The sequence below is a fragment of the Streptomonospora halophila genome, from assembly GCF_039542725.1.
In the GTDB taxonomy this organism is placed as follows: domain Bacteria; phylum Actinomycetota; class Actinomycetes; order Streptosporangiales; family Streptosporangiaceae; genus Streptomonospora; species Streptomonospora halophila.
Map to the genome: position 1 here is coordinate 137497 of NZ_BAABIK010000013.1, position 20578 is coordinate 158074.

Here is a 20578-nt window from a genome sequence, read left to right on the forward strand (position 1 = left end):
GGGGTGGGCTGCTTCCGGGGAGGAGGGGCGATGAGCAACCTGGAGGCGGCGCCGCGGGAGGTGGCCTGTTCCTCGCCGGCCGCGCCGGACGCCGACGAACTGCCGCTCGGGCGGGTGCTGGAGCCGCGGGAGGTTCCGCTGGGCGGCCCCAGGGCCATGCGGGTGCGGCGCACGCTGCCCCAGCGCGCCCAATCCCTGATCGGGGCCTGGTGCTTCGTGGACCACTACGGGCCCGACGACGTCTCCGCGTCCGGGGGGATGCGGGTACCGGGCCACCCCCATACCGGGCTGCAGACCGTGTCGTGGCTGTTCAGCGGCGAGGTCGAGCACCGCGACACGACCGGCGCGCACGCCTTGGTGCGCCCCGGCGAGGTCAACCTGATGACGGCCGGGAGCGGCATCGCCCACTCCGAGTACTCCACGCCCGAAACCGCGGCCCTGCACGGTGCGCAGCTGTGGGTGGCGCTTCCCGACGCACACCGGTTCACCGCCCCCGGGTTCGAGCACTACGCGCCGCCGCTGGTCGAGGAGGACGGAGCCCGGGCGCTCGTGTTTCTGGGCTCCCTGCTCGGGCACACGTCGCCGGTGCCGACCTTCTCCCCCTTGATGGGCGCCGAGATCACCCTGCGGGCCGGGCAGCGGCTGCGGCTGGATGTCGACCCCGCCTTCGAGCACGGCGTGCTGGTCGACACCGGGGCGCTGACCGTCGCCGGTACCGCCGCGGCCTCCGGGCAGCTCGTCTACCGCCCGCCCGGAACCCGCACTCTGTCGCTGCACGCCGTGGACCGCGGAGCCACGCGCGTGCTGCTGCTCGGCGGGCGGCCGCTGAACGAGCGGATCGTGATGTGGTGGAACTTCGTGGGCCGCACCCACGAGGAGATCGCGGGCTTCCGGGAGCAGTGGCAGACCGAGCGCGCCGACGGCGGCGCCCCGTCCGACCGGCCGTCCCGGTCCTCCCGGTTCGGCCCCTTCCCCCAGCAGTGGGAGACGACCCTCTCGGCGCCCGACCTCCCCAACGCCCGGCTGCGCCCGCGGGAGTGACCTCCGCACGCGGAGCCCGCAGCCGGCCTACGGGCCGTGCACGTCCGACAGACCGCCACCGTCGGCCTCGTGTTCTCCGCATCTCGTCCGCCGCCGGGCTCCCGTACCGGTCGTGCCCGTCCCGCGGAAGCCGCTACCAGGCCTGCCGCAGCAGGTCGGTGATCGCATCGGCGTCGGCCGCCCGCGGGTTGGGGTAAGGGTTGGCGGCGACACGTTCGGCGGCCTCGCGCAGCCCGTCGCGGGGCACGCCCAGCTCCGCGAGCGTGGTCGGCCCCTCGTGGCCGCGCGCCAGCCGCGACACGGCGGCGACCGGGTCGCCCCCGGCGATCCGCGCGAGCCGCTCCGCGGTGCGCGGCACAGCGGGCAGGTTGAAACCCATGACGTGCGGCAGCAGCAGCGCGTGGAGCTCGGCGTGCGGCAGGTCGAAGGCCCCGCCCAGAACGTGCGCCAGCTGGTGGTGCAGCCCCATCCGGGTCTGCGCGAGGCACAGGCCCGCGAGCCAGGCCGCCGACTGGAGGCGCTCGCGAGCCGTGATCTCGGCGGGGTCGGCCAGCACCGCCGGCAGCGTGGTGAGGATGCCGTCGACGGACTCCGAGGCCAGCCCGTCGCTTGCCGCCGTGGCGTCGCGCGCCCACAGCGCCTCGACCGAGTGCGCTAAGGCGTTCAGGGCGCTGGTCAGGGTGAGGCCCTTGGGCATGGTGAGGGTGAGTTGCGGGTCGTAGACGACGGTGCCGGGGGCCAGCGCCGGATCGCGGCGCGTGGTCTTCACGCCGTTCTCGGTCTCGCCGAGATTCGGGGTCACCTCGGAGCCGGCGTAGGTGGTCGGCACGGCGACCTGCGGCAGACCGGTCCTGCCCGAGAGCGCCTTGGCCAGACCGATCGCCGAACCGCCGCCGATCGCGACGACGCAGTCGGCCCCTGCTCGCTCGGCCACGGCCAACGCCTCGCGGGTCACCTCCACAGGCGTGTGGACGACCGGGCCGTCGAAACGCGCGGCCAGGCCGGGGCCCAGTGCCGCCGCGAGCTCGTCGGCCGGGCCCCGCGCGGAGCGGGTCGAGACAAGCAGCACGCGCTCGGCGCCGAGCCGCTCGGTCTCTCTTGGGATCTCGTGGCGAGCGCCCAGGCCCGCGAGCACCCGGAGGGGAAGGGTCTCGTGCACGGTCACACCGCTGGACGCGCTGTCAGACATGGTTCCTCCCGGCGACGGCCGCCCGGCCGCCGACCGCGGCTCCTGCGCGCGTGGACCGGGTGCTCGCGACGATGATCTGCAGGATGGGCTCGGCCACTGCGGTACTCCGTTCTGCCGTGTGCACGGTCGCACCCCGTCCGCGGCCCCCTTCCCTCGCCGGCGGCCCGGCTGAGGATGCGCCGACCGCGACGGTGGCGGCCGTCGGGTTCGCGGCGGGCGGCGGCTGCGGCGAAGGGCCCGGCCGGTGGCGCCGACGAAGCCGCCGGAGGCCTCCGCGGACTGCGGGTCGTCGGCGGCCGCTCCCGCGGTCCCGGATCACGGCGGATCACACGTCCGGAGAGCGGACCGCGGCTGCGGCCGACCGCCCCGGGCCCGTCCACCCCGACCGCGACCAGCGGCGTTTCCCGACACTGTAGTCCGCGACACTGTAGTGAACGCGTTCGCGGCGGCATCGTTCGGGGCGACCGTCCCCGCCGCTTCTCCGGCGGCCACCTCGCAGCCCGCGCGACGGCGATGACCTAGCGCTTGGGTCGCTTGGCGGGCAGGCCGCGCCGGGCCGCATGGCGGCGGAGCGCGGCGAACAGTCGCGCCGGCTCGGGGGTGTCGAGTCCCGGCAGCACGACGGGGCGGCCGTCGCGCACCCACAGCTTGAGGTCCCCGGGCTCGCCGTTGCGCGGGGAGTGCCGCAGCGCGGTGATGTCGGCCAGAGCCACCGCCCGCAGCCGCCGCCCGGCGCGCAGGACCAATCCCCGCTCGAAGAGGTAGACGCCCTTGCGGCCGCGCAGCACGGCGGCGGTCCACAGCGCGGACGGAAGGACCGGCAGCAGCAGCGCCACCCGCGCCAGCCGCGGCACTTCCGAGGTCGCGGACGCGAACGACGACTCGGCCGCGACGAGCACGGCCACCGCCGTCGCTCCGGCGGCGGCCACGTAGACCGCGGCGCGCCGGTGGTCCACCTCGCCGTAAGCGTGCGTGCTCACGGGCTCGCCCAGGCCGTGTTCGCGGGCGGCGCCGACGACGCCGGCAGGCATCGCCGCGCCCGGACCGTCGTCGGGCGCAGCGGGAACGGGCCGGGAGCCGGCTGATCCGGATCCGGCGCCGAAGGAGGCGGGTGGATTGGGCACGGAATCCGGAACACGCTTGCTCACTGGAGGATCCAATCGTCGCGGCGGCCGGTATGGGGGCCCGTGCGCATGTACGCACGAGATACGGGCGACCGGCGGCCAGCCTAACAACGCACCCCGAGCCGGGGGCGGGCTCCGCCGCCGCCGCGTCCGAGCGTCCGAAGCCCGGCGCAGCCCGGCGGCGGAGTGCGGCGCCGCCGCCGCACCGGCGGGGCCGCCGGCGAACCTAGACTCGTCGGGGGCACCGCGCCGCCGAACCGGCGGAGCAGGGGCGTTGGGAGTCGGCTACGGAAGGGGGCGAGTTGCCGGGCAGTACGCAGGGCGCCGCTGGAGCTGAAGGCGTGCCGGAGCGCTCGGCGCTGCGCGCCGACTGCTCGTCGTGCTTCGGGTTGTGCTGCGCCGCACTGCCGTTCTCCGCCTCGGCGGACTTCCCGGTGGACAAGGCGGCCGGGCGGGCCTGCTCCAACCTGGGTGCCGACTACGGCTGCACCATCCACGCCCGGCTGCGCGACGAGGGGTACCGCGGCTGCACCGTCTTCGACTGCTTCGGCGCCGGCCAGCAGGTCTCGCGGGTCACCTTCGAGGGCCGGTCCTGGCGCGACGACCCCGGTATCGCGCGCTCCGTCTTCGACGCCTTCGGCGTCATGAGGCAGCTGCACGAGCTGCTGTGGTACCTGGACGAGGCCCGTTCGCTGCCGACCTCGGAGCCGCTCGGCGCCGAGCTCCGGGCACTCCAGAAGGAGGCCGCGCGCCTGACCCGGGCCGATGCCGCACAACTGCGCGAGGCCGACCCGGCTGCGCTGCGGGAGCGGGCCAGGCCCCTGCTGCGGCGCGCGAGCGAGCTGGCCCGGGCGCGGGAGACCCGCCCCGGCCGCGATATGTCGGGCGCCGACCTGGTCGGCGCCGACCTGCGCAAGGCCGACCTGCGCGGTACGGGGCTGCGCGGGGCCCTGCTCATCGCCGCCGATCTGCGCGGCGCCGACCTGCGCCGGGCCGACCTCATCGGCGCCGACCTGCGGGACGCCCGCCTCGGCGGCGCCGACCTCACGGGCGCGCTGTTCCTCACCCAGCCGCAGGCCAACGCCGCCCGCGGCGACGCCCGCACCCGGCTGCCGGAGGTGCTGGAGCGGCCGGACCACTGGTAGCCGGCAGACCGCATGTTGCCCGGCGGCCCGGCCGCGCCTGCGCCCCACGCGCGCCGAACAGGCGCGCCCGCCGCTCCGCCGCCGCGCGGCATCCGGCGCGCCCGGGCCGACCGAGGCCGCGCGGCCGGACCCTTCACCGGCGAGGAAGCCGCACTCCGACCTGCAAGAGTCGCGGGCGGCGTGTGTGGACGCCCTCCCCGCGGCGACCGCCGGGCGGCGGCCCCGCGTCGACCGCCGGCCTCGGCCGCGCGGTCTGCTACCAGCGCGGCAGGCGGGGCGCGGTCCAGTCGGGGTGCACGGCGCGCATGGCGCCGACGTCGTCGCGGTCCCGCACGTCGCTGTCGCTCCACCTGCGGTGCAGGTCGGCCAGCGCGTCGGTGTCCAGTTCGATCCCGAGCCCGGGAGCGTCGGAGACCTCCACCGCGCCGCCTTTGAAGGCGTGCGGCCGCGTGACAACGTCCTCCTGCTGCCAGGGGCGGTGCGTGTCGCAGGCGTGGTGCAGGTCGGGTACGGCGGCGGCCACGTGGGTCATCGCGGCCAGGCTGATGCCCAGGTGGGTGTTGGAGTGCATGGACACCCCCACGCCGTAGGTGCGGCACAGCGCGGCCAGGTCGAGCGTGGCGCGCAGCCCGCCCCAGAAGTGGTGGTCGGAGAGCACGACCTGCACGGCGTTGCGGGAGAACGCCTCCGGCACCTCGTCGAACCCGGTGACGCACATGTTGGTGGCCAGCGGCATGCCCGTGCGCTGGTGGATGCGCGCCATGGCGCCGACCCCGGCGGCGGGGTCCTCCAGGTACTCCAGCACCCCCGTCAGCTCGCGTGCCACGCGCTCGCCGGTCTCGGCGGACCAGGCGCCGTTGGGGTCCAGGCGCAGCGGCGTGTCGGGGAACGCCGTGCGCAGCGCGCGCACGGCTGCGATCTCCTGGTCGGGGTCGAACACGCCGCCCTTGAGCTTGATGGAGCCGAACCCGTAGCGGTCCGCGAACAGCCGGGCCTGCTCCACGACGCCCTGCGGGTCGAGCGCGCTGCCCCACTCGTCGGGGCCGGCGCCGGGGTGGGCCGCCCACTTGTAGAAGAGGTAGGCGCTGTAGTCGACGCGGTCGCGCACCCGGCCGCCGAGCAGGGCGTGCACGGGGACGCCCAGGATGCGGCCCCAGGCGTCGAGGCAGGCCACCTCGAACACCGCGAACACGCTGGCCTTGAGCTTGGCCAGGTCGCGCTTGCCGCGCAGGCCGGCGGCGTGCGTGCCGGCCTCGGCGTAGGCGGTCTCGTCGGCGCCCAGAACCTCGTCCACGACCGCGCGCAGGGCGGTGGGGCGGGACACGTCGGCGCCGGCCAGGTGCGGCGCGACCCTGCGGATCGCGGTGAGGTAGTCGGTGTCGCCGTAGGTCTCGCCGAGCCCGACGGCGCCCGACTCGGTCTCGATCTCCACGATCGTGCGCGGGGTGGCCGGCTGGTGCACGCCCTGCAGGTTCAGCAGCGGCGGGTCGGAGATGAGGATCGGGGTGACCCGGACCTCGCGGACACGGCCGACGGTGGATTCAGGCATCGTGGTCCTTCACTGTTCGCGGTGTCGTCCGACGAGGTCGAGCCCGGCGGCGAGCAGCCGCTTCGCTTCGTCGAGGTGCTCGGGCGCGGGCTCGGCCAGCGGCGCCCGCACCGGGCCGACGTCGACGCCGGTCTCGGCGGCGCGCAGCCGGCAGGCGGCCTTGACCAGGGACACGGCGTAGCCGGTGCCCCTGTCGCGCAGGCTCACCCAGGGGATGAAGAAGCCGTCGAGCAGCCGGTCGACCGCGGCCGTGTCGCCCGCCGCCAGCGCTCGGAAGAACGCGGTGGCGATCTCGGGCGCGAAGGCGTGCACCGCCGACGAGTACGCGCGGACGCCGGTCGCCGCGTAGGCCCGCGCCTGCAGTTCGGCGGTGGGCACGCCGTTGAAGAACAGGAAGTCGTCGGGCGCGGCGCGCACCAGGCGCTGCATCCGGTCCAGGTCGCCGTGGCCGTCCTTGAGCCCGATGATGTTGGGCACCTCGGCCAGCTCGGCCACGCTCTCGGGGGTGAAGGCGACCTGGTTGCGCTGGTAGGCGATGAGCGGCAGCCGGGTGGCGGCCGCGACGGCCCGGGTGTGCTCGACCAGGCCCGACTGCGGGCCCTTCACCAGGTAGGGCGGCAGCAGCAGGAGGGCGTCGGCCCCGGCGCGCTCGGCCGCCGCGGCGAAGTCGGCGGCCAGCCGCAGGCCGTAGCCGGCGCCCGCGACGACCGGCACCCGCCCTCCGGCGCGTTGCACGGCGGTGCGCACGGCGGCCTCGTAGTCGTCCAGGCCCAGTGTGAAGAACTCGCCGGTGCCGCAGGCGGCGAAGACGGCGCCGGGCTCGCTCGCGAGCTGGTGGTCCAGGTAGGCGGCCGAGGCGCCCTCGGCGAAGCCGCCGTCGGCGTCGAACGGGGTCAGCGGGAACGCCAGGACGGCGCGCTCCATCCCGTGCGCGAGGCGCTCGGCGACCTCGCGGACGTAGTCGGGACGGCTCCCGCCGTGGCCTGCCCCTGCCACTGCACTCACGCAGTCTCCATATGTAGACAACATTTCTCTATGCAGAAGGAGGTTATTCCGCGGACCACGCCACGTCAACGGGGCCGCAACCGGACCGGACAGGCTGCACTGCGGGGCTCGGCCGTGCCGCACCACGTCCGTGGCGCCCACGCATATGGATAGAATCCAGATACGCGGACAGGGAGTGCAGGAAATCCGAACCAGGCGCGACACCGGGAGGTCGTGGTGGCCGACGATGCGGCCGAGCGCAGCGTGCGCGAGGTCAAGTCCGCCGCGCGCACCGTGGAACTGCTCGAGGCACTCAGCGGGCTCGACCGGCCGGCCACGCTGCGCGTCTTGGCCGAGCGCATGGGAGTGCCGCGCAGCAGCCTGTACGCCCTGCTGCAGACCCTAGTCGGGCGCGGCTGGGTGCGCACCGACCCCACGGGGTCGCTGTACTCGATCGGCATCCGCGCGCTGCTCGCCGGCACCGGCTACATCGACGCCGACCCCCGTGCGGCGATGGTGAGCCCGTACCTGGACTCGCTCTCCGAGCGCCTGGGCGAGACCGTGCACTTCGCCCGCCTGGACGGCGCCGACGTCATCTACCTCGCCACCCGGGAGTCGCGGCACTACCTGCGCCCTTTCAGCCGCGTCGGGCGCAGACTGCCTGCGCACAGCACCTCTCTGGGCAAGGCGCTGCTGGCCGAGCGCACCGACGCCGCGGTCGACGCACTGCTCCCGGCCGAGCTGGACGCCGTCACGTCGAGGACCATCACCGACCGCGCCGCCCTGTTCGAGGAGCTCGCCGCCATCCGCGAGCGCGGCTACTCCACCGACGACGGTGAGAACGTGGTCGGGCTGCGCTGCATCGGGGTCGCGCTGGGCTACGACCGGCCCGCTCAGGACGCCGTCAGCTGCTCGATCCCCGCCGCCCGCTACACCCCCGGGAGCGCCGAGGCCGCGGTCGAGGCGCTCACGGAAATCCGGACCGCGCTGGAGCGCTCCGGGCTCTGGTAGGCGGCCCGTGCGGCGGGCGTGCGGCACTGCATCCGGAGCCGGCCCTTCGTTCGCCCCTCGCCCGCCCGCCTGCCGCGCCCGAACCGCCCGAACTTCGGCGCGTCCCGCCCCTCGCGGACGGCACTGATTCCACCGTCGCGACCTGCGGCGAAGCCGACACTGGTGGTTCAACGGATAGGCCGTGACGCCGCGATTGCGGATAGTTACCCCATGCCCGCATACAGCATGCAGGCGCGTCCGGAGACCCCCGGACTGAAAGCGGCCGAGCCGGCGGATCCCCCAACCCCCTGATCCCGAACCCCGCCCCGCTCCGCGCCGCCGATCCCCCTGGAACCGACGGCGAGCCGCGCCCGCGGACCCCCCGCGGAGCCTGCGGCCCCCCGTCGCGAGGCAAAGGAAGCATTCCCCATGTTCGCACCGAACACCACCGCCGAGCAGCCCGAGGCGGCCACCCCGTCCGCCGCGTCCCCCTCCCGCGGCCCTCTGCACACCGCCGGGCGGATCGCCGTGACCCTGGCGCTGGCACTCGGCGGAACCGCCGCCGTGAGCGCGCCGGCCCAGGCCGACGAGATCGGCCCCGACCCCTCAGAGGAGAGCATCGAGGCGCCCACCGGACCGTTCGACACCGACGACGAGGACGTCTCCTCGCTGGTGAGCGGCTTCGGCGGCGGCACGATCTACTACCCCACCGACGACAGCCACACCTACGGCGGTGTGGTCGTCGCCCCGGGCTACACGGCCAGTTCCTCGTCGATGTCCTGGCTCGGCCCGCGGCTCGCCTCGCAGGGCTTCGTGGTCTTCACCATCGACACCAACTCCCGCTACGACCAGCCCGCCAGCCGGGGACGCCAGATCGGCGCCGCACTGGACTACCTGGCCGACAGCAGCGACGTGAGCGACATCGTCGACGGCGACCGCATGGCGGCCATGGGCCACTCCATGGGCGGCGGCGGAACGCTGGAGATCGCCGAGGACCGCCCCGAGCTGAAGGCCGCCATCCCGCTGACCGCGTGGAACCTGGACAAGAGCTGGGGCGGTGTCAGCGTGCCGACCCTGGTCGTGGGCGCGGAGAACGACTCCGTCGCCTCGGTGCAGAGCCATTCCATCCCGTTCTACGAGAGCCTGCCGAGCTCGCCCGGCAAGGCCTACCTGGAGCTGGACGGCGCCTCGCACTTCGCGCCGAACCTGTCGAACACGACCATCGCGAAGTACAGCATCTCCTGGCTGAAGCTGTACGTGGACGGTGACCAGCGCTACGAGCAGTTCCTCTGCCCGCCTCCGGACAGCGGCGGCCTGTTCTCCGACATCTCCGACTACCGCGAGACCAACTGCTAGAGCTTCGCCTTCCGACGTGCCCGACGCCTGTCAGGAGCGGCGCCGCCTCCTAACCGGGCGGGCGCCGGGGCGGGCACGGAAGCGGGACACCGCAGGGCTGATGGCGGCCGCGCGCAGCGGCCGCCATCAGCGTGTTCGGGCACCGGCAGCGGAGGCATCTGGACACACGCCGAAAAGGCGCCGCCGATCGCCGCAAACCGCCGTTGCACCGCCCGGATAACCGATATGGTTCCGATTGCCGCGTCCCCTTTGCCAGTCCCCCTGCTCAGTGAGAGAGGCGCTCCCGTGTCCGAAATCGTTCGGCTGACCTGCCCGATGGGCCGCAAACGGGCGGAGCTGTGGAGCGGCGCGGTCCTGGCGCTGGCCGGCGCGGGAGGTGCCGCGGCGGCGTTCGCCGGGCTTGTGGGCGTGCCCGAGCAGGCCGCTCAGGGGGCGCTGCGCTGGGGTGCCGTGGCGCTGGGCACCGCGGTGCTGGTGGCCGGGCTGGCGCTGCTGGCCGACGGCCTCCGGCTGCGGGTGCCGGTGCTCGAGGTGGAGGACGGGGAGTTCCGCTACACGCGCGGGCGCTACATCGTGCGCATCCCGTTCGCCGACGTCGGCTCCTACTACGTGCTGCGCGGACGCACCCGGTCGCTGGGCCTGTGCGACGTCACCGGCCGCCCGCGCCAGTTCCCCTCGGTCCAAGGGCGCCGTGCCAGCCGCCCCTACCTGCCGCTCACCGGGCTGACCTCGCCGGACAAGGTCGACGCGTTCATGAGTACAGCGGGCATCCCCCCGCGCGACCGCTCGCTCACGTCGGGGCGCTGAGCCCGCGCTTAGGCGGCGACCGCCGAACGGGCGCCCGCCGCCGCAGGGCCCCGTAGGCTGCAAACGGACCTCCCCCGCACAGCACGGCGGGCCGCGCCCCGAAGGACGCGGCCCGTTCGCTGCACGAGGTGCGGCACCCGCAGGTGCCGGGCGACCTGCGCGGGCTAGGAGCTGAAGTCCAGGCCCTTGGCGTCGTCGCCCATGACCTCCTTGAGGTAGTCGGGGTTGTCGGCCAGCCAGGCCTTCGCACCCTCGGTCTCCTCGCCCTCGTACTCACCGATGACCGTCTGCTCGAGGCTGCCGATCTGCTCGTCGGAGAGCTTGAAGTTGCCGATCCACTCGGCGAGGTCCGGGTAGTCCTCGGAGAAGCCGGGACGGCCGATGCTGTGGATCGACTCGGGCTCGCCCATCGCGCCCTTGGGGTCCTCGAGGTCCTTGAGGTCCTCCTGGGCGTAGACGATGTGCGGACGCCACAGCGTCACGACGATCGGCTTCTCCTCCTTGATCGCCGTACGCAGCTCCTCCAGCATCGCCGGCGTGGAGGACTTGACCAGCTTGTACTCGCCCTCGAGGCCGTAGGCGGGCATCGCCTCCTCTTCGGTGGTCTGCACCAGGCCCGAGCCGGACTCGATGCCGATGATCTCGCCGCCGAACTCGTCGGACTTGCCCTTGAGGTCCTCGATGGAGTTGACGTCCTCCATGTAGGACGGCACCGTCAGCTCCAGGCTGGCGCCCTCGTTCCAGGCGCCGAGGTCCTCGACCTTGTCGCCGTACTTGTCCCAGTACTCCCCATGGGTGTTGGGCAGCCACGTGTCGAGGTACAGGTCGATGTCGCCGTCGGCCGTGCCCTGGAACACCGGGGCCACGTCGACGTTCTCGATGTTGACCGTGTAGCCCTTCTCCTCCAGGACCGCCTTCCACAGGTGGGTGACGGCGATGTCCTCCTCCCAGGGGATGAGGCCGATGGTGATCTCCTTGTCACCGCCGCCTTCACCCTCCGACGGGCCCGTGGACACGCCGCCCTCGCCGCCACCGCCGCAGGCGCCGGCGACGAGCGCCAGCGTCGCGGCCGCGGCACCTACTCCGATCAGCTTCGTGAAGCGTTTTGCCTCGCTCACGGTTCCTCCTCTTTTGTGCGGGTGATTCCGGGAACCCCGCCGATGCGGGCGACGGCGGGGAGGGGGATGGTGGGTTCAGGCGGATGCGCGCTGCGCCCTGGCGGCGGGTGAGTAGCGGGTCACCGCACCGGTCAGCCGGTCCAGGAAGATGGCCAGGATGACCACGGCGATACCGCCCTCGAAGCCCACCGGGACGTCGCCCTGCGCGATACCCGTGTAGACGTCGTTGCCCAGGCCGCCGGCGCCGACCATGCCGGCGATGACGACCATCGACAGACTGAGCATGATGATCTGGTTGATGCCGGCCATGATCGTGGCCAGCGCCAGCGGCAGCTGGATGCGGCGCAGGATCTGCCAGTCCGGCGCGCCGAACGCCTCGCCGGCCTCGACCAGCTCCTTGTCGACCTGGCGGATGCCCAGCTCGGTCAGCCGGACGCCGGGAGGCATCGCGAAGATGACCGTCGCGATGACGCCGGGCACGGTGCCGATGCTGAAGAAGGCGATCGCCGGCAGCAGGTAGACGAACGCGGGCAGGGTCTGCATGAAGTCCAGGACCGGCTTGACCACGGTGCTGACGTGGCGGCTCTGCGCCGCGAGCACGCCGATGGGCAGTGAGACCGCCACGGCGACCACGGTCGCGACCAGGATCAGCGCGAGGCTGCTCATCGCGTTCTCCCAGCTCTCCATGCTGATGATCAGCAGGAAGCCGAGAATGCTGAACAGGCCGATGCCCCAGCCCGCCACGGTGAAGGCCAGCGCGGACAGCAGGACCGCGACGATCAGGGACAGCTGCACGCCCAGGACGAAGTGCAGGACCAGGATCAGCAGCAGCGCGGCGGTCCACGCGACGGCGACGACCTGCTGGCGCCGCTCGCGCGCGGCAGTGAAGCTGATGGCCACCAGCGCGGTGAGCAGCAGCAGAGCCAGGATCAGCGGCGGGTAGACGTACTCGGCGCCGAACAGGTTCATGGCCCACAGGAACAGCGGGGCCGGCAGCGAGGTGATCACCGCTGAGGCCAGTCCGGCCGCCAGCTCGGCGACGTAGAACCCGGCCCATACCGCGATGGCGATCAGCGTCGGCTTGCGGTGCTTGCGCGCCAGCAGCCCGCCGGCGACGAACGCCGCGGCCAGCAGCGTGAACTGGGTGGCCGAAGGCATGAAGAACAGCGTCGACAGCGTGCTGACACACGCCTGGATGATCAGGTCGACGAAGTCGAAGAACGAGCCGAAGGTCACCCGCAGCCACTCGATGGCGGCGTCGAAGGTGGTGCCGACCGGAACGCGCGGCACGGGAACGGCGTAGGACATCAGGCTCATCGCCGGCTCCCTTCGGTGGCCGGGGCGTCGTCGCCGGGTTCGGCCCCGGAGTCGTCGGCACCGGAACCGGACGCCGACTCGTCGGCACGGGAGGCCTCGTCCGCTGCGGACGCGGTCTCGGCCGCCTGGTCCGCACCGTTCTCCTCGCCGCCGCCGGGGGTGGCCAGGGCGGCAAGCAGAGTGCCCCGGGGAATGACGCCGACCAGCCGCTCGTCGTCGTCGATCACGGCCAGCGGGTAGGAGCTCTCCGCGGCCTGGACGAACATGTCGGCGACCGCGGTGTCGGGCGACACGCGCTCGGCCGCGCCGACCAGCCCGGCCAGCTCCTTGACGTTGTCGCGCACGGCTTCGGCGATCGCGCTCTCACCGACGACGCCCATCAGCCTGCGGTCGCGCTGGACCACGAACGCCCACGGGGTCTGGTTGTCGCGCATGGTCCGCAGCGCCGTGCGGGGGCCCTGGCCCGGGTCGATGACCGGGATGGGCTTCTCCATGACCGATGAGGCGGTGAGCACGCGCGTGCGGTCGACGTCCTCGATGAAGTTGGCGACGTAGTCGTTGGCCGGGTCGTTGAGGATCTCCTCGGCCTTGCCGATCTGGGCGACGCGCCCGTCGCGCAGCACGCAGATGCGGTCGCCCAGGCGCATCGCCTCGTTGAGGTCGTGGGTGATGAAGACGATGGTCTTGCCCAGCGACGCCTGCAGCTCCAGCAGCTGCGTCTGCATGTCGCGCCGGATCAACGGGTCGAGCGCGCTGAAGGCCTCGTCCATCAGGATGATCTCGGTGTCGGCGGCCAGAGCCCGCGCCAGGCCGACGCGCTGCTGCATCCCGCCGGACAGCTGGCCGGGGACCTTCACCTCCCAGCCGTCGAGGCCGACCATCGCCAGCGCCTCGCGCGCCTTGGTCTCGCGTTCGGCGCGGGGCACGCCGCGGACCTCCAGGCCGTAGGCCGCGTTCTCCAGCACCGTGCGGTGCGGGAACAGCGCGAAGTGCTGGAACACCATGCTGACCTTGTCGCTGCGCAGTTTGCGCAGCTCCGACTTGCCCAGCTTGGTGATGTCGGTCCCGTCGATCTCGACGGTCCCCGACGTGTGCGGCAGCAGACCGTTGAGCATCCGGATCAGCGTGGACTTGCCGGAGCCCGACAGACCCATGACCACGAAGATCTCGCCCGGCTGCACCTCGAAGGAGACGTCGATGACCGCGGCGGTGACGTTCAGCGACTTGATGTCGTCGCGGTGCCGACCGTCCGCCAGCAGCTCGACCGCCCTGGTCGGGCGCCTGCCGAATATCTTGTAAAGCTTGTCTGCGCGTACTGCTGGCACGGTCTCCTCTTTGGCTCTGTCCAGTGGCGCACCCGAGGGACGCCCCTGGAGGCGGCCCTGCGCGCGCCTCGGCGATGCGCGCCGGACTTACTTTCCGTTACCGGGCTTGTCGGTCCACACCTTCATGAGTGCCCCTGCCGGATCGGGGCCCTGCACGCGCGCCACGTCCTTACCGCTCTTTAAGTCCCATTTATGGTGATAGGAACCCTACCGACGAAGTGCGAAGACTTGCCGCCGGCATCGTCACGGAGAGATAACACGTTTACTGTCGAGCACCCCCCGGAAAGCGGACGTGCGCACCGCACTTGGACCACGCGGTGCCGCCCCAATGTGATCTACACCACACTTCATACCGAGGTGACCACGATCACTGTTCCGGCGTCTTGGCAGCTCAAAACGGCTACGCTCAGATCGTTCGCGTGTGTGTACCGTGATTCTCTGCTATAGGCCGGTACACCCTCCGTCCACAGACCCGGAACCGCTCCCGGGTCGGGCTGGAGGCCGTCGCGTAAAGTCGTGAGAGTGACGCACTCACGCACAGTCGGCTTCCTGACCGTCGCGGCGATGCTGGCCGCGATGTGGGTGTTCGAGATCGTCGACACCCTCCTGGGCGGCGCACTCGACATGGTCTTCGGGCTGCGGTCGTGGACCTTCGACAACGTCTGGAGCGTTGTCACCGCCCCCTTCATGCACGCCGGCTTCACCCACCTGATCAGCAACTCGGTCCCGTTCCTGGTGCTCGGGGCGCTCGTGGCGATCGGCGGCCTCGGGCGCTTCGCGTGGACCACGCTGATCGTGATGGCGGCCAGCGGGATCGGCGTCTGGCTGCTCAGCCCGCAGGGCACCCTGACCGTGGGCGCCAGCGGCCTGGTGTTCGGCTACTTCGGCTACACCGTGCTGCGCGGCATCGTCGAACGGCGCACCGTCGACATCGTGATCATGATCTGCGTGATCCTGTTCTACGGGACGCTCATCTTCGGCGTGCTGCCCCAGCAGACCGGCATCTCCTGGCAGGCCCACCTGTTCGGCTTCCTGGGCGGGCTGTTCGCGGCCTACGTGCTCCCCCGGCGCCAGAGCCGGCGCGAGCTGAACGGCGGCTACGGCGGGCGGCCCGGGCCCGGCGGTTACGGCGGGTACGGAGCACCGCTGCGCTAGGAGCCTTCGCCGCACGCGGGGCCGAGCCGCCGCGGATGCGGAGGGGCGGAGCGGACGCGGGGCCCGAACCGTTCCGGGAGCGGGGTCGGCGGCGGAACACGCCGGCGACACTTGAGTTAGAGGGCACTCGAAGTCCTAGCATCGCGGCCATGACCACACAGCAGACGCCGCAGCGCCCGATCGGCTCGGGCTTCTCGAACCGGACCACCGCGAAGGAGGTCCTGGAGGGGATCGACCTCGGCGGCAAGCTCGCCGTCGTGACCGGCGGCTACTCCGGCCTCGGGCTGGAGACCACCCGCGCGCTCGTCGAAGCGGGCGCCCACGTCGTCGTCCCGGCCCGCCGCCGCGCGGCGGCCGAGGAGGCTCTCGCGGGGATCGGCGGACAGGCCGGCGGGTCCGCCGGGGGCGGCGGGGGCGTCGAGGTGGACGAGCTCGACCTCGGCGACCTGGACAGCGTCCGCGCCTTCGCCGACCGGTTCCTGGCCACGGGGCGCGGCATCGACATCATGATCGACAACGCCGGGATCATGGCGTGCCCGGAGACCCGCGTCGGCCCGGGCTGGGAGGCGCAGTTCGCCACCAACCACCTCGGCCACTTCGCCCTGGTCAACCGCCTGTGGCCGGCCATCGCCTCCGGCGAGGGCGCCCGCGTCGTCTCGGTCTCCTCCCGCGGCCACCACCGCTCCCCCATGCGCTGGGACGATGTGCACTTCGAACGGTCCTACGACAAGTGGGAGGCCTACGGGCAGGCCAAGACCGCCAACGTGCTCTTCGCCGTCCACCTCGACGCGCTGGGCCGGGAGTCGGGGGTGCGCGCGTTCTCGCTGCACCCGGGCGGCATCCTCACCCCGCTGCAGCGCCACCTCCCCAAGGAGGAGATGGTGGCCGCGGGCTGGATCGACGAGCAGGGCAATCCGATCAACCCGGCCTTCAAGACCCCCGAGCAGGGGGCGGCCACCCAGGTGTGGGCGGCGACCTCACCGCAGCTCGCGGGAATGGGCGGGGTGTACTGCGAGGACTGCGACATCGCCGAGATGGTCGAGACCGGGGACGCGAGCACGCCGTCGGCGGTGCGGTCGTACGCCGTCGACCCCGAGCAGGCCGCCCGGCTGTGGCAGCTGTCAGCCGAGCTGACGGGGGTGGACGCGTTCGCGCGGTAGGACCGCGCCGAGGGGGCGGTCGGCGGGGGCGGTCGGCGGGGGCGGGGCGGCAGTGCGGCGGTCGTCAGCAGGAGGACGCGTGGTGGAGGCGGGGGGCGGGTGAGCGGCAGTCCGAAGCGGCCGGGCCGGGCGACGCGTGTCGAAGGGCGCGCAGAGGGAGCCGCACGACGAGGGGCAGCAAGAGTGGGGGGCGCCACGGTAGGCGATCGCGGGGGCGGTCGGCGGTCGGCGTCGCCCGACTACGCCTGCGCGGCTCCCTCCCCCGTCCCCCAGCGGAAGTTCTTGTACGACCGCGAGGGGGTCGGGCCCCGCTGGTTCTGGTACCGCGACCCGTACTGGGACGAGCCGTAGGGGAACTCGGCCGGCGAGGTCAGCCGGAACATGCACAGCTGCCCGATGCGCATCCCGGGGTAGAGCTTCATCGGCAGCGTCGCGACGTTCGACAGCTCCAGCGTCACGTGCCCGGAGAAGCCGGGGTCGATGAAGCCGGCCGTGGAGTGGGTGAGCAGTCCCAGCCGACCCAGCGAGCTCTTGCCCTCCAGGCGGCTCGCGATGTCGTCGGGCAGCGCGACCACCTCGTAGGTCGACGCCAGCACGAACTCCCCCGGATGCAGGATGAACGGCTCGTCCCCGTCCGGCTCCACCAGGCGCGTCAGATCGGGCTGCTCCACAGCGGGGTCGATGTGCGGGTACTTGTGGTTCTCGAAGACCCGGAAGTACCGGTCAAGCCGCACGTCCACGCTCGACGGCTGGACGAGGCCGGGGTCGTACGGATCGATCTTGACCCGCCCGGACTCGATTTCAGACCTGATGTCGCGATCGGAGAGCAGCACCCTCCAGAACCTACCGCCTCCCACCGGCCCACCGCCGCCCCGCGCTCCGGTTACCCGCTCCCCGCCGACATCCGGTAAGCTGTCCTGAGTCGGCGGGAGACCGCAATCCCCGCAGCGACGCGGATGTAGTTCAATGGTAGAACTTCAGCTTCCCAAGCTGATAACGCGGGTTCGATTCCCGTCATCCGCTCTGTACGAAAAATAGCCCTGACCTGCGGTGATTCATCGAACAGGCAGGGCTATTTTTGCGCTTAGGGTGCACGCGAGGGTGCACCACCTCGCCGCGGCCGCCCAATGTGCAGACTCCACCCCGTCATCCGCGCCGGAGTCGAGGGTGCACCAGGGTGCACGGGAAGACCCCGCCGGCCCCGGTGAACCTTCGGGTCGCTGCCGGTGACTACTGGCGATTGCACCCCATATTGCGCTGCGCATAGTCGTCGTGCTGGTTGTTGCGATCCTCGGCCGCCGCTGACGGCGACCGCCACTGCTCGCCGGGGGCGCGTGGCGCCTGCGCAGAGTCGTTGCGATCCTCGGCCGCCGCTCACGGCGACCGCCACCCACAGCAGGTCCGCGGCCGGCTGGTAGGCGATGAAGTTGCGATCCTCGGCCGCCGCTGACGGCGACCGCCACTCGGGGATGGTCATGCGGGCTTCGGGGGGTTCGGTGGGTTGCGATCCTCGGCCGCCACTGACGGCGACCGCCACGGCGCGACCCGCACACCCACCGCCGATTGGTGAAGCCGTTGCGATCCTCGGCCGCCGCTGACGGCGACCGCCACCCCTCCAGGTCCTCACCGTCGAGCGGGCCGAAGTGGTTGCGATCCTCGGCCGCCGCTGACGGCGACCGCCACCCGAGGGGGTCGCCGCGATCCTGCGCGCCGGTTGGTTGCGATCCTCGGCCGCCGCTGACGGCGACCGCCACGACACGCACGCGAACTGGTCGCGCGCCTTCGAGGCGTTGCGATCCTCGGCCGCCGCTGCCGGCGACCGCCACTCGCCGGCCTGGCGGGCGCCGACCGCCATCGCCTCGTTGCGATCCTCGGCCGCCGCTGACGGCGACCGCCACGGCCCGCTCGGGTGAGGTGGACCTGTATCTGGCGAAGTTGCGATCCTCGGCCGCCGCTGACGGCGACCGCCACCTCCGCGTCATCGAGGGAGTCACCCCCGGGCAGACGGTTGCGATCCTCGGCCGCCGCTGACGGCGACCGCCACTGGAGCGGCTCTAACCGGGCCTCTGGCGAGCCCCTAGTTGCGATCCTCGGCCGCCGCTGACGGCGACCGCCACCAGACGCCCTCGCCGCGCCACCCCCGCCCCGAACCGTTGCGATCCTCGGCCGCCGCTGACGGCGACCGCGACGTGGGGTGCGGGTCGGGTATCCGGCTGCGGACTCTGTTGCGATCCTCGGCCGCCGCTGACGGCGACCGCCACATGCTCTACTACAGCGACACCGAGTACGCGCTGCACCTGTTGCGATCCTCGGCCGCCGCTGACGGCGACCGCCACGCTTCGCCCCCGCGCCCTGGGCGCCGACGGAGCCGGTTGCGATCCTCGGCCGCCGCTGACGGCGACCGCCACACCGCCTGAGCAGGGGCAACGATCATGCGATTCGCGCTGCGCTGAACAACCAGACCGGACATCGTCACCCACTCAGGCAGAAACCTAATTCGGAACCTCCCCGGAAATCCATGAGAGCTTCCGGTTCCGAAGCACGCCGCAGAAGGGGCTTCGGCGAGACTCCAGACTACTCATGGGCCAGCACCCGGCCGCCGGCCTCGAGAACCTCGCCCGACCTCGGAGGTTCTTCGCCCGATTCCCTCCGCCCTCGCGCGGCCCCGAGCGATCCTCGCCACATGGCAATCATCGAAAAGCGCCGCCTGACCAACGGAAACACCCGGTACTGGGTCAAATGGCGCCTCGGCGGCACCCGCGCAGGAACAGCCCAGTCCGAACCCTTCGACGCCGAGGCCGCCGCCCACACCTTCAAACTCCACGTCGAAGCCGCCGACCACCACTGGCCCCAGAACTGGATCCCAAGGCAGGGATGGGCACCCGGCTGGGTGCCCGGCATCGGCTGGACCAACCACCCCCAGCAGGACGACGGGCTGCAGGAGAAGGCAGAGCCGGTGCGCTTCGCCGACTACGCCACCGACCTCATCGACTCCCTGTCCGGCATCGAAGGCCGCACCCGCCACGAATACCACCGCGACCTGCGCCTGCACCTCATCCCTGCCTTCGGCGAGACCGACCTTCGCGACCCAGCCGACCTCACACCCAAACGCGTCCGCGAATGGGTCAACGCCCTGCAAGCAGGCGTTGCCGACCCGAAAATCCCGATCAACCCCGACGCCCCGGCAGGCAAGAGGAAGGGCGCTGATCGCGGCTGCCGCACCGGGTGGCTGCGCCCACCCCTGCGCGCCAAGACCATCCAGAACCTGCACGCCCTGCTGTTTTCCATCTGCCAGGCCGCCACCCAGGAAGACCCGCCCATCCGCGCCGCCAACCCCGCCGCCCGCATCCGCCTGCCCCGCCTCGACGACGGCGAAGGCGACGACGACATGTGCTTCCTCACCCGAGCAGAGTTCCAAATCCTGCGGGAGGCCGCCCACCCCGACGTGCGCGACATGCTCGAGGTGTTCGCCCTGACCGGGTTGCGCTACAGCGAACTCACCGCCCTGCAGAAGCGCGACATCCACCTGCGCACCGTCCGCGGCACGGTCACGGGAACCCTGGAGGTGCGCCGCGCCTGGAAGCGCCAACCCGACAACACCTTCACCCTCGGCGCCCCCAAGACCAAGCAGTCCCGGCGCCGCATCGCCCTCTCACCGCGCACCATCGCGCTACTCAAGCCCTGGTTGGAGGGCAAAGATCCCGAGGACTACGTGTTCACCACCGAGCAGGGTGCCTGGTGGCGCCACTCCAGCTTCTACAACCGCCGATGGATCCATGCCGTCAAACGGGCACAGGCCGCAGGCCTGGCCAAGAAGCCGCGCATCCACGACCTGCGCCACACCCACGTCTCCTGGCTCATCGAAGAGAACGTCCACGCCTTCAAGATCCAGCGCCGCCTGGGCCACAAGTCCATCACCACCACCATGGACCGCTACGGCCACCTCGTCACCGACCTCGACGACGACCTGCTCACGGCCATCGACGGCACACCCGCAACGCCCACCCTGGCGGCCCTGCCCACCAGCGGCGGTACCCACCACCTGACCGTCGTGTCCTGACACCTGCCACAACAACTGGGGCCGGGCGATCACGCCCGGCCCTTGGGCACCACGCCGCGGTGGCCTCCTCCAACGACGTTCGGAGGGCCGCGGCGCGCGAATCTCAAAAGTAGCGCAAATTCAATGCAACCCCGGGCGCGCAACTCCGATTTCTTTTGTTTTCCCTTTACAGGGATACGAATCCGCAACCGGCGCCAGATGCGTGCTGCGGATCATGGCAGCGCGCCCAGACAGACGCACTGCGCTCGGCAGCCCAAA

The 20578-nt window shown here is 72.2% G+C and carries 16 protein-coding genes, 1 tRNA gene and 1 CRISPR repeat array; of the genes, 9 read left to right on the top strand and 8 right to left on the bottom strand.

Annotation, left to right across the window (positions count from 1 at the left end; genetic code table 11):
- Positions 1–30 precede the first annotated feature (30 nt).
- Complete coding sequence (locus ABEA15_RS13155; protein WP_345556849.1) at positions 31–1041, top strand: pirin family protein; 1011 nt, start codon at positions 31–33, stop codon at positions 1039–1041.
- Positions 1042–1174: 133 nt separating this feature from the next.
- Here ABEA15_RS13155 and ABEA15_RS13160 read toward each other — a convergent pair whose 3' ends face one another.
- Both ABEA15_RS13160 and ABEA15_RS13165 read right to left on the bottom strand, forming a co-directional pair.
- Positions 1175–2230 carry a maleylacetate reductase gene (locus ABEA15_RS13160; RefSeq protein ID WP_345556850.1) on the bottom strand — a complete coding sequence of 352 codons (1056 nt, stop codon included), beginning with the start codon at positions 2228–2230 and terminating at the stop codon, positions 1175–1177.
- A 518-nt stretch (positions 2231–2748) separates the two neighbouring features.
- A complete protein-coding gene (locus tag ABEA15_RS13165; protein WP_344141105.1) occupies positions 2749–3378 on the bottom strand; it encodes a hypothetical protein in 630 nt (209 codons plus the stop codon).
- A 278-nt stretch (positions 3379–3656) separates the two neighbouring features.
- Here ABEA15_RS13165 and ABEA15_RS13170 point away from each other — a divergent pair, with 278 nt between their 5' ends.
- Positions 3657–4499, top strand: coding sequence for a pentapeptide repeat-containing protein (locus tag ABEA15_RS13170; RefSeq protein ID WP_345556851.1), 843 nt, complete (start codon positions 3657–3659; stop codon positions 4497–4499).
- 256 nt (positions 4500–4755) lie between these two features.
- Here ABEA15_RS13170 and ABEA15_RS13175 read toward each other — a convergent pair whose 3' ends face one another.
- Together ABEA15_RS13175 and ABEA15_RS13180 are read right to left on the bottom strand one after the other, a co-directional pair.
- A complete protein-coding gene (locus ABEA15_RS13175) occupies positions 4756–6048 on the bottom strand; it encodes a glucarate dehydratase family protein (RefSeq protein ID WP_345556852.1) in 1293 nt (430 codons plus the stop codon).
- A gap of 9 nt (positions 6049–6057) precedes the next feature.
- A complete protein-coding gene (locus tag ABEA15_RS13180; RefSeq protein WP_425579388.1) occupies positions 6058–7053 on the bottom strand; it encodes a 5-dehydro-4-deoxyglucarate dehydratase in 996 nt (331 codons plus the stop codon).
- 216 nt (positions 7054–7269) lie between these two features.
- On the opposite strand from ABEA15_RS13180, the gene ABEA15_RS13185 reads away from it, so the two are divergent.
- From ABEA15_RS13185 to ABEA15_RS13195, 3 genes are all read left to right on the top strand, one after another.
- A complete protein-coding gene (locus ABEA15_RS13185) occupies positions 7270–8043 on the top strand; it encodes an IclR family transcriptional regulator (RefSeq protein ID WP_344141108.1) in 774 nt (257 codons plus the stop codon).
- Between the two features lie 408 nt (positions 8044–8451).
- Positions 8452–9378, top strand: a complete 927-nt coding sequence (locus ABEA15_RS13190) for an alpha/beta hydrolase family protein (RefSeq protein ID WP_344141109.1) — start codon at positions 8452–8454, stop codon at positions 9376–9378.
- A gap of 285 nt (positions 9379–9663) precedes the next feature.
- Positions 9664–10185 carry a hypothetical protein gene (locus tag ABEA15_RS13195; RefSeq protein WP_345556853.1) on the top strand — a complete coding sequence of 174 codons (522 nt, stop codon included), beginning with the start codon at positions 9664–9666 and terminating at the stop codon, positions 10183–10185.
- 164 nt (positions 10186–10349) lie between these two features.
- Here ABEA15_RS13195 and ABEA15_RS13200 read toward each other — a convergent pair whose 3' ends face one another.
- The 3 genes from ABEA15_RS13200 to ABEA15_RS13210 form a co-directional block, all read right to left on the bottom strand.
- Positions 10350–11303 carry a glycine betaine ABC transporter substrate-binding protein gene (locus ABEA15_RS13200; protein ID WP_344141111.1) on the bottom strand — a complete coding sequence of 318 codons (954 nt, stop codon included), beginning with the start codon at positions 11301–11303 and terminating at the stop codon, positions 10350–10352.
- A gap of 75 nt (positions 11304–11378) precedes the next feature.
- Positions 11379–12611: an ABC transporter permease gene (locus ABEA15_RS13205; RefSeq protein ID WP_344141479.1), complete on the bottom strand. Its 1233-nt coding sequence runs from the start codon at positions 12609–12611 to the stop codon at positions 11379–11381.
- Positions 12612–12616: 5 nt separating this feature from the next.
- Positions 12617–13945: a quaternary amine ABC transporter ATP-binding protein gene (locus ABEA15_RS13210; protein ID WP_345556854.1), complete on the bottom strand. Its 1329-nt coding sequence runs from the start codon at positions 13943–13945 to the stop codon at positions 12617–12619.
- Between the two features lie 522 nt (positions 13946–14467).
- On the opposite strand from ABEA15_RS13210, the gene ABEA15_RS13215 reads away from it, so the two are divergent.
- Entirely contained in the window at positions 14468–15100 is a 633-nt protein-coding gene (locus ABEA15_RS13215; RefSeq protein ID WP_425579389.1) for a rhomboid family intramembrane serine protease, read from the top strand.
- Between the two features lie 149 nt (positions 15101–15249).
- Positions 15250–16260 carry an SDR family NAD(P)-dependent oxidoreductase gene (locus ABEA15_RS13220; RefSeq protein WP_345556855.1) on the top strand — a complete coding sequence of 337 codons (1011 nt, stop codon included), beginning with the start codon at positions 15250–15252 and terminating at the stop codon, positions 16258–16260.
- Positions 16261–16499: 239 nt separating this feature from the next.
- Here the strand turns inward: ABEA15_RS13220 and dcd are convergent, their stop codons facing one another.
- A complete protein-coding gene (dcd, locus tag ABEA15_RS13225) occupies positions 16500–17093 on the bottom strand; it encodes a dCTP deaminase (protein ID WP_344141114.1) in 594 nt (197 codons plus the stop codon).
- Between the two features lie 119 nt (positions 17094–17212).
- On the opposite strand from dcd, the gene ABEA15_RS13230 reads away from it, so the two are divergent.
- Positions 17213–17283 (top strand) — tRNA-Gly (locus ABEA15_RS13230).
- Between the two features lie 258 nt (positions 17284–17541).
- Positions 17542–18668: a CRISPR direct-repeat array (repeat unit 37 nt; unit sequence GTTGCGATCCTCGGCCGCCGCTGACGGCGACCGCCAC).
- 275 nt (positions 18669–18943) lie between these two features.
- Positions 18944–20320, top strand: a complete 1377-nt coding sequence (locus tag ABEA15_RS13235; RefSeq protein WP_345556856.1) for a tyrosine-type recombinase/integrase — start codon at positions 18944–18946, stop codon at positions 20318–20320.
- Positions 20321–20578 lie beyond the last annotated feature (258 nt).

Coding starts and splice junctions, on each gene's coding strand:
- ABEA15_RS13155 (WP_345556849.1), top strand. CDS start 31: ATGAGCAACCTGGAGGCGGCGCCGCGGGAGGTGGCCTGTTCCTCGCCG.
- ABEA15_RS13160 (WP_345556850.1), bottom strand. CDS start 2,230: ATGTCTGACAGCGCGTCCAGCGGTGTGACCGTGCACGAGACCCTTCCC.
- ABEA15_RS13175 (WP_345556852.1), bottom strand. CDS start 6,048: ATGCCTGAATCCACCGTCGGCCGTGTCCGCGAGGTCCGGGTCACCCCG.
- ABEA15_RS13190 (WP_344141109.1), top strand. CDS start 8,452: ATGTTCGCACCGAACACCACCGCCGAGCAGCCCGAGGCGGCCACCCCG.
- ABEA15_RS13205 (WP_344141479.1), bottom strand. CDS start 12,611: ATGTCCTACGCCGTTCCCGTGCCGCGCGTTCCGGTCGGCACCACCTTC.
- ABEA15_RS13220 (WP_345556855.1), top strand. CDS start 15,250: ATGACCACACAGCAGACGCCGCAGCGCCCGATCGGCTCGGGCTTCTCG.
- ABEA15_RS13235 (WP_345556856.1), top strand. CDS start 18,944: ATGGCAATCATCGAAAAGCGCCGCCTGACCAACGGAAACACCCGGTAC.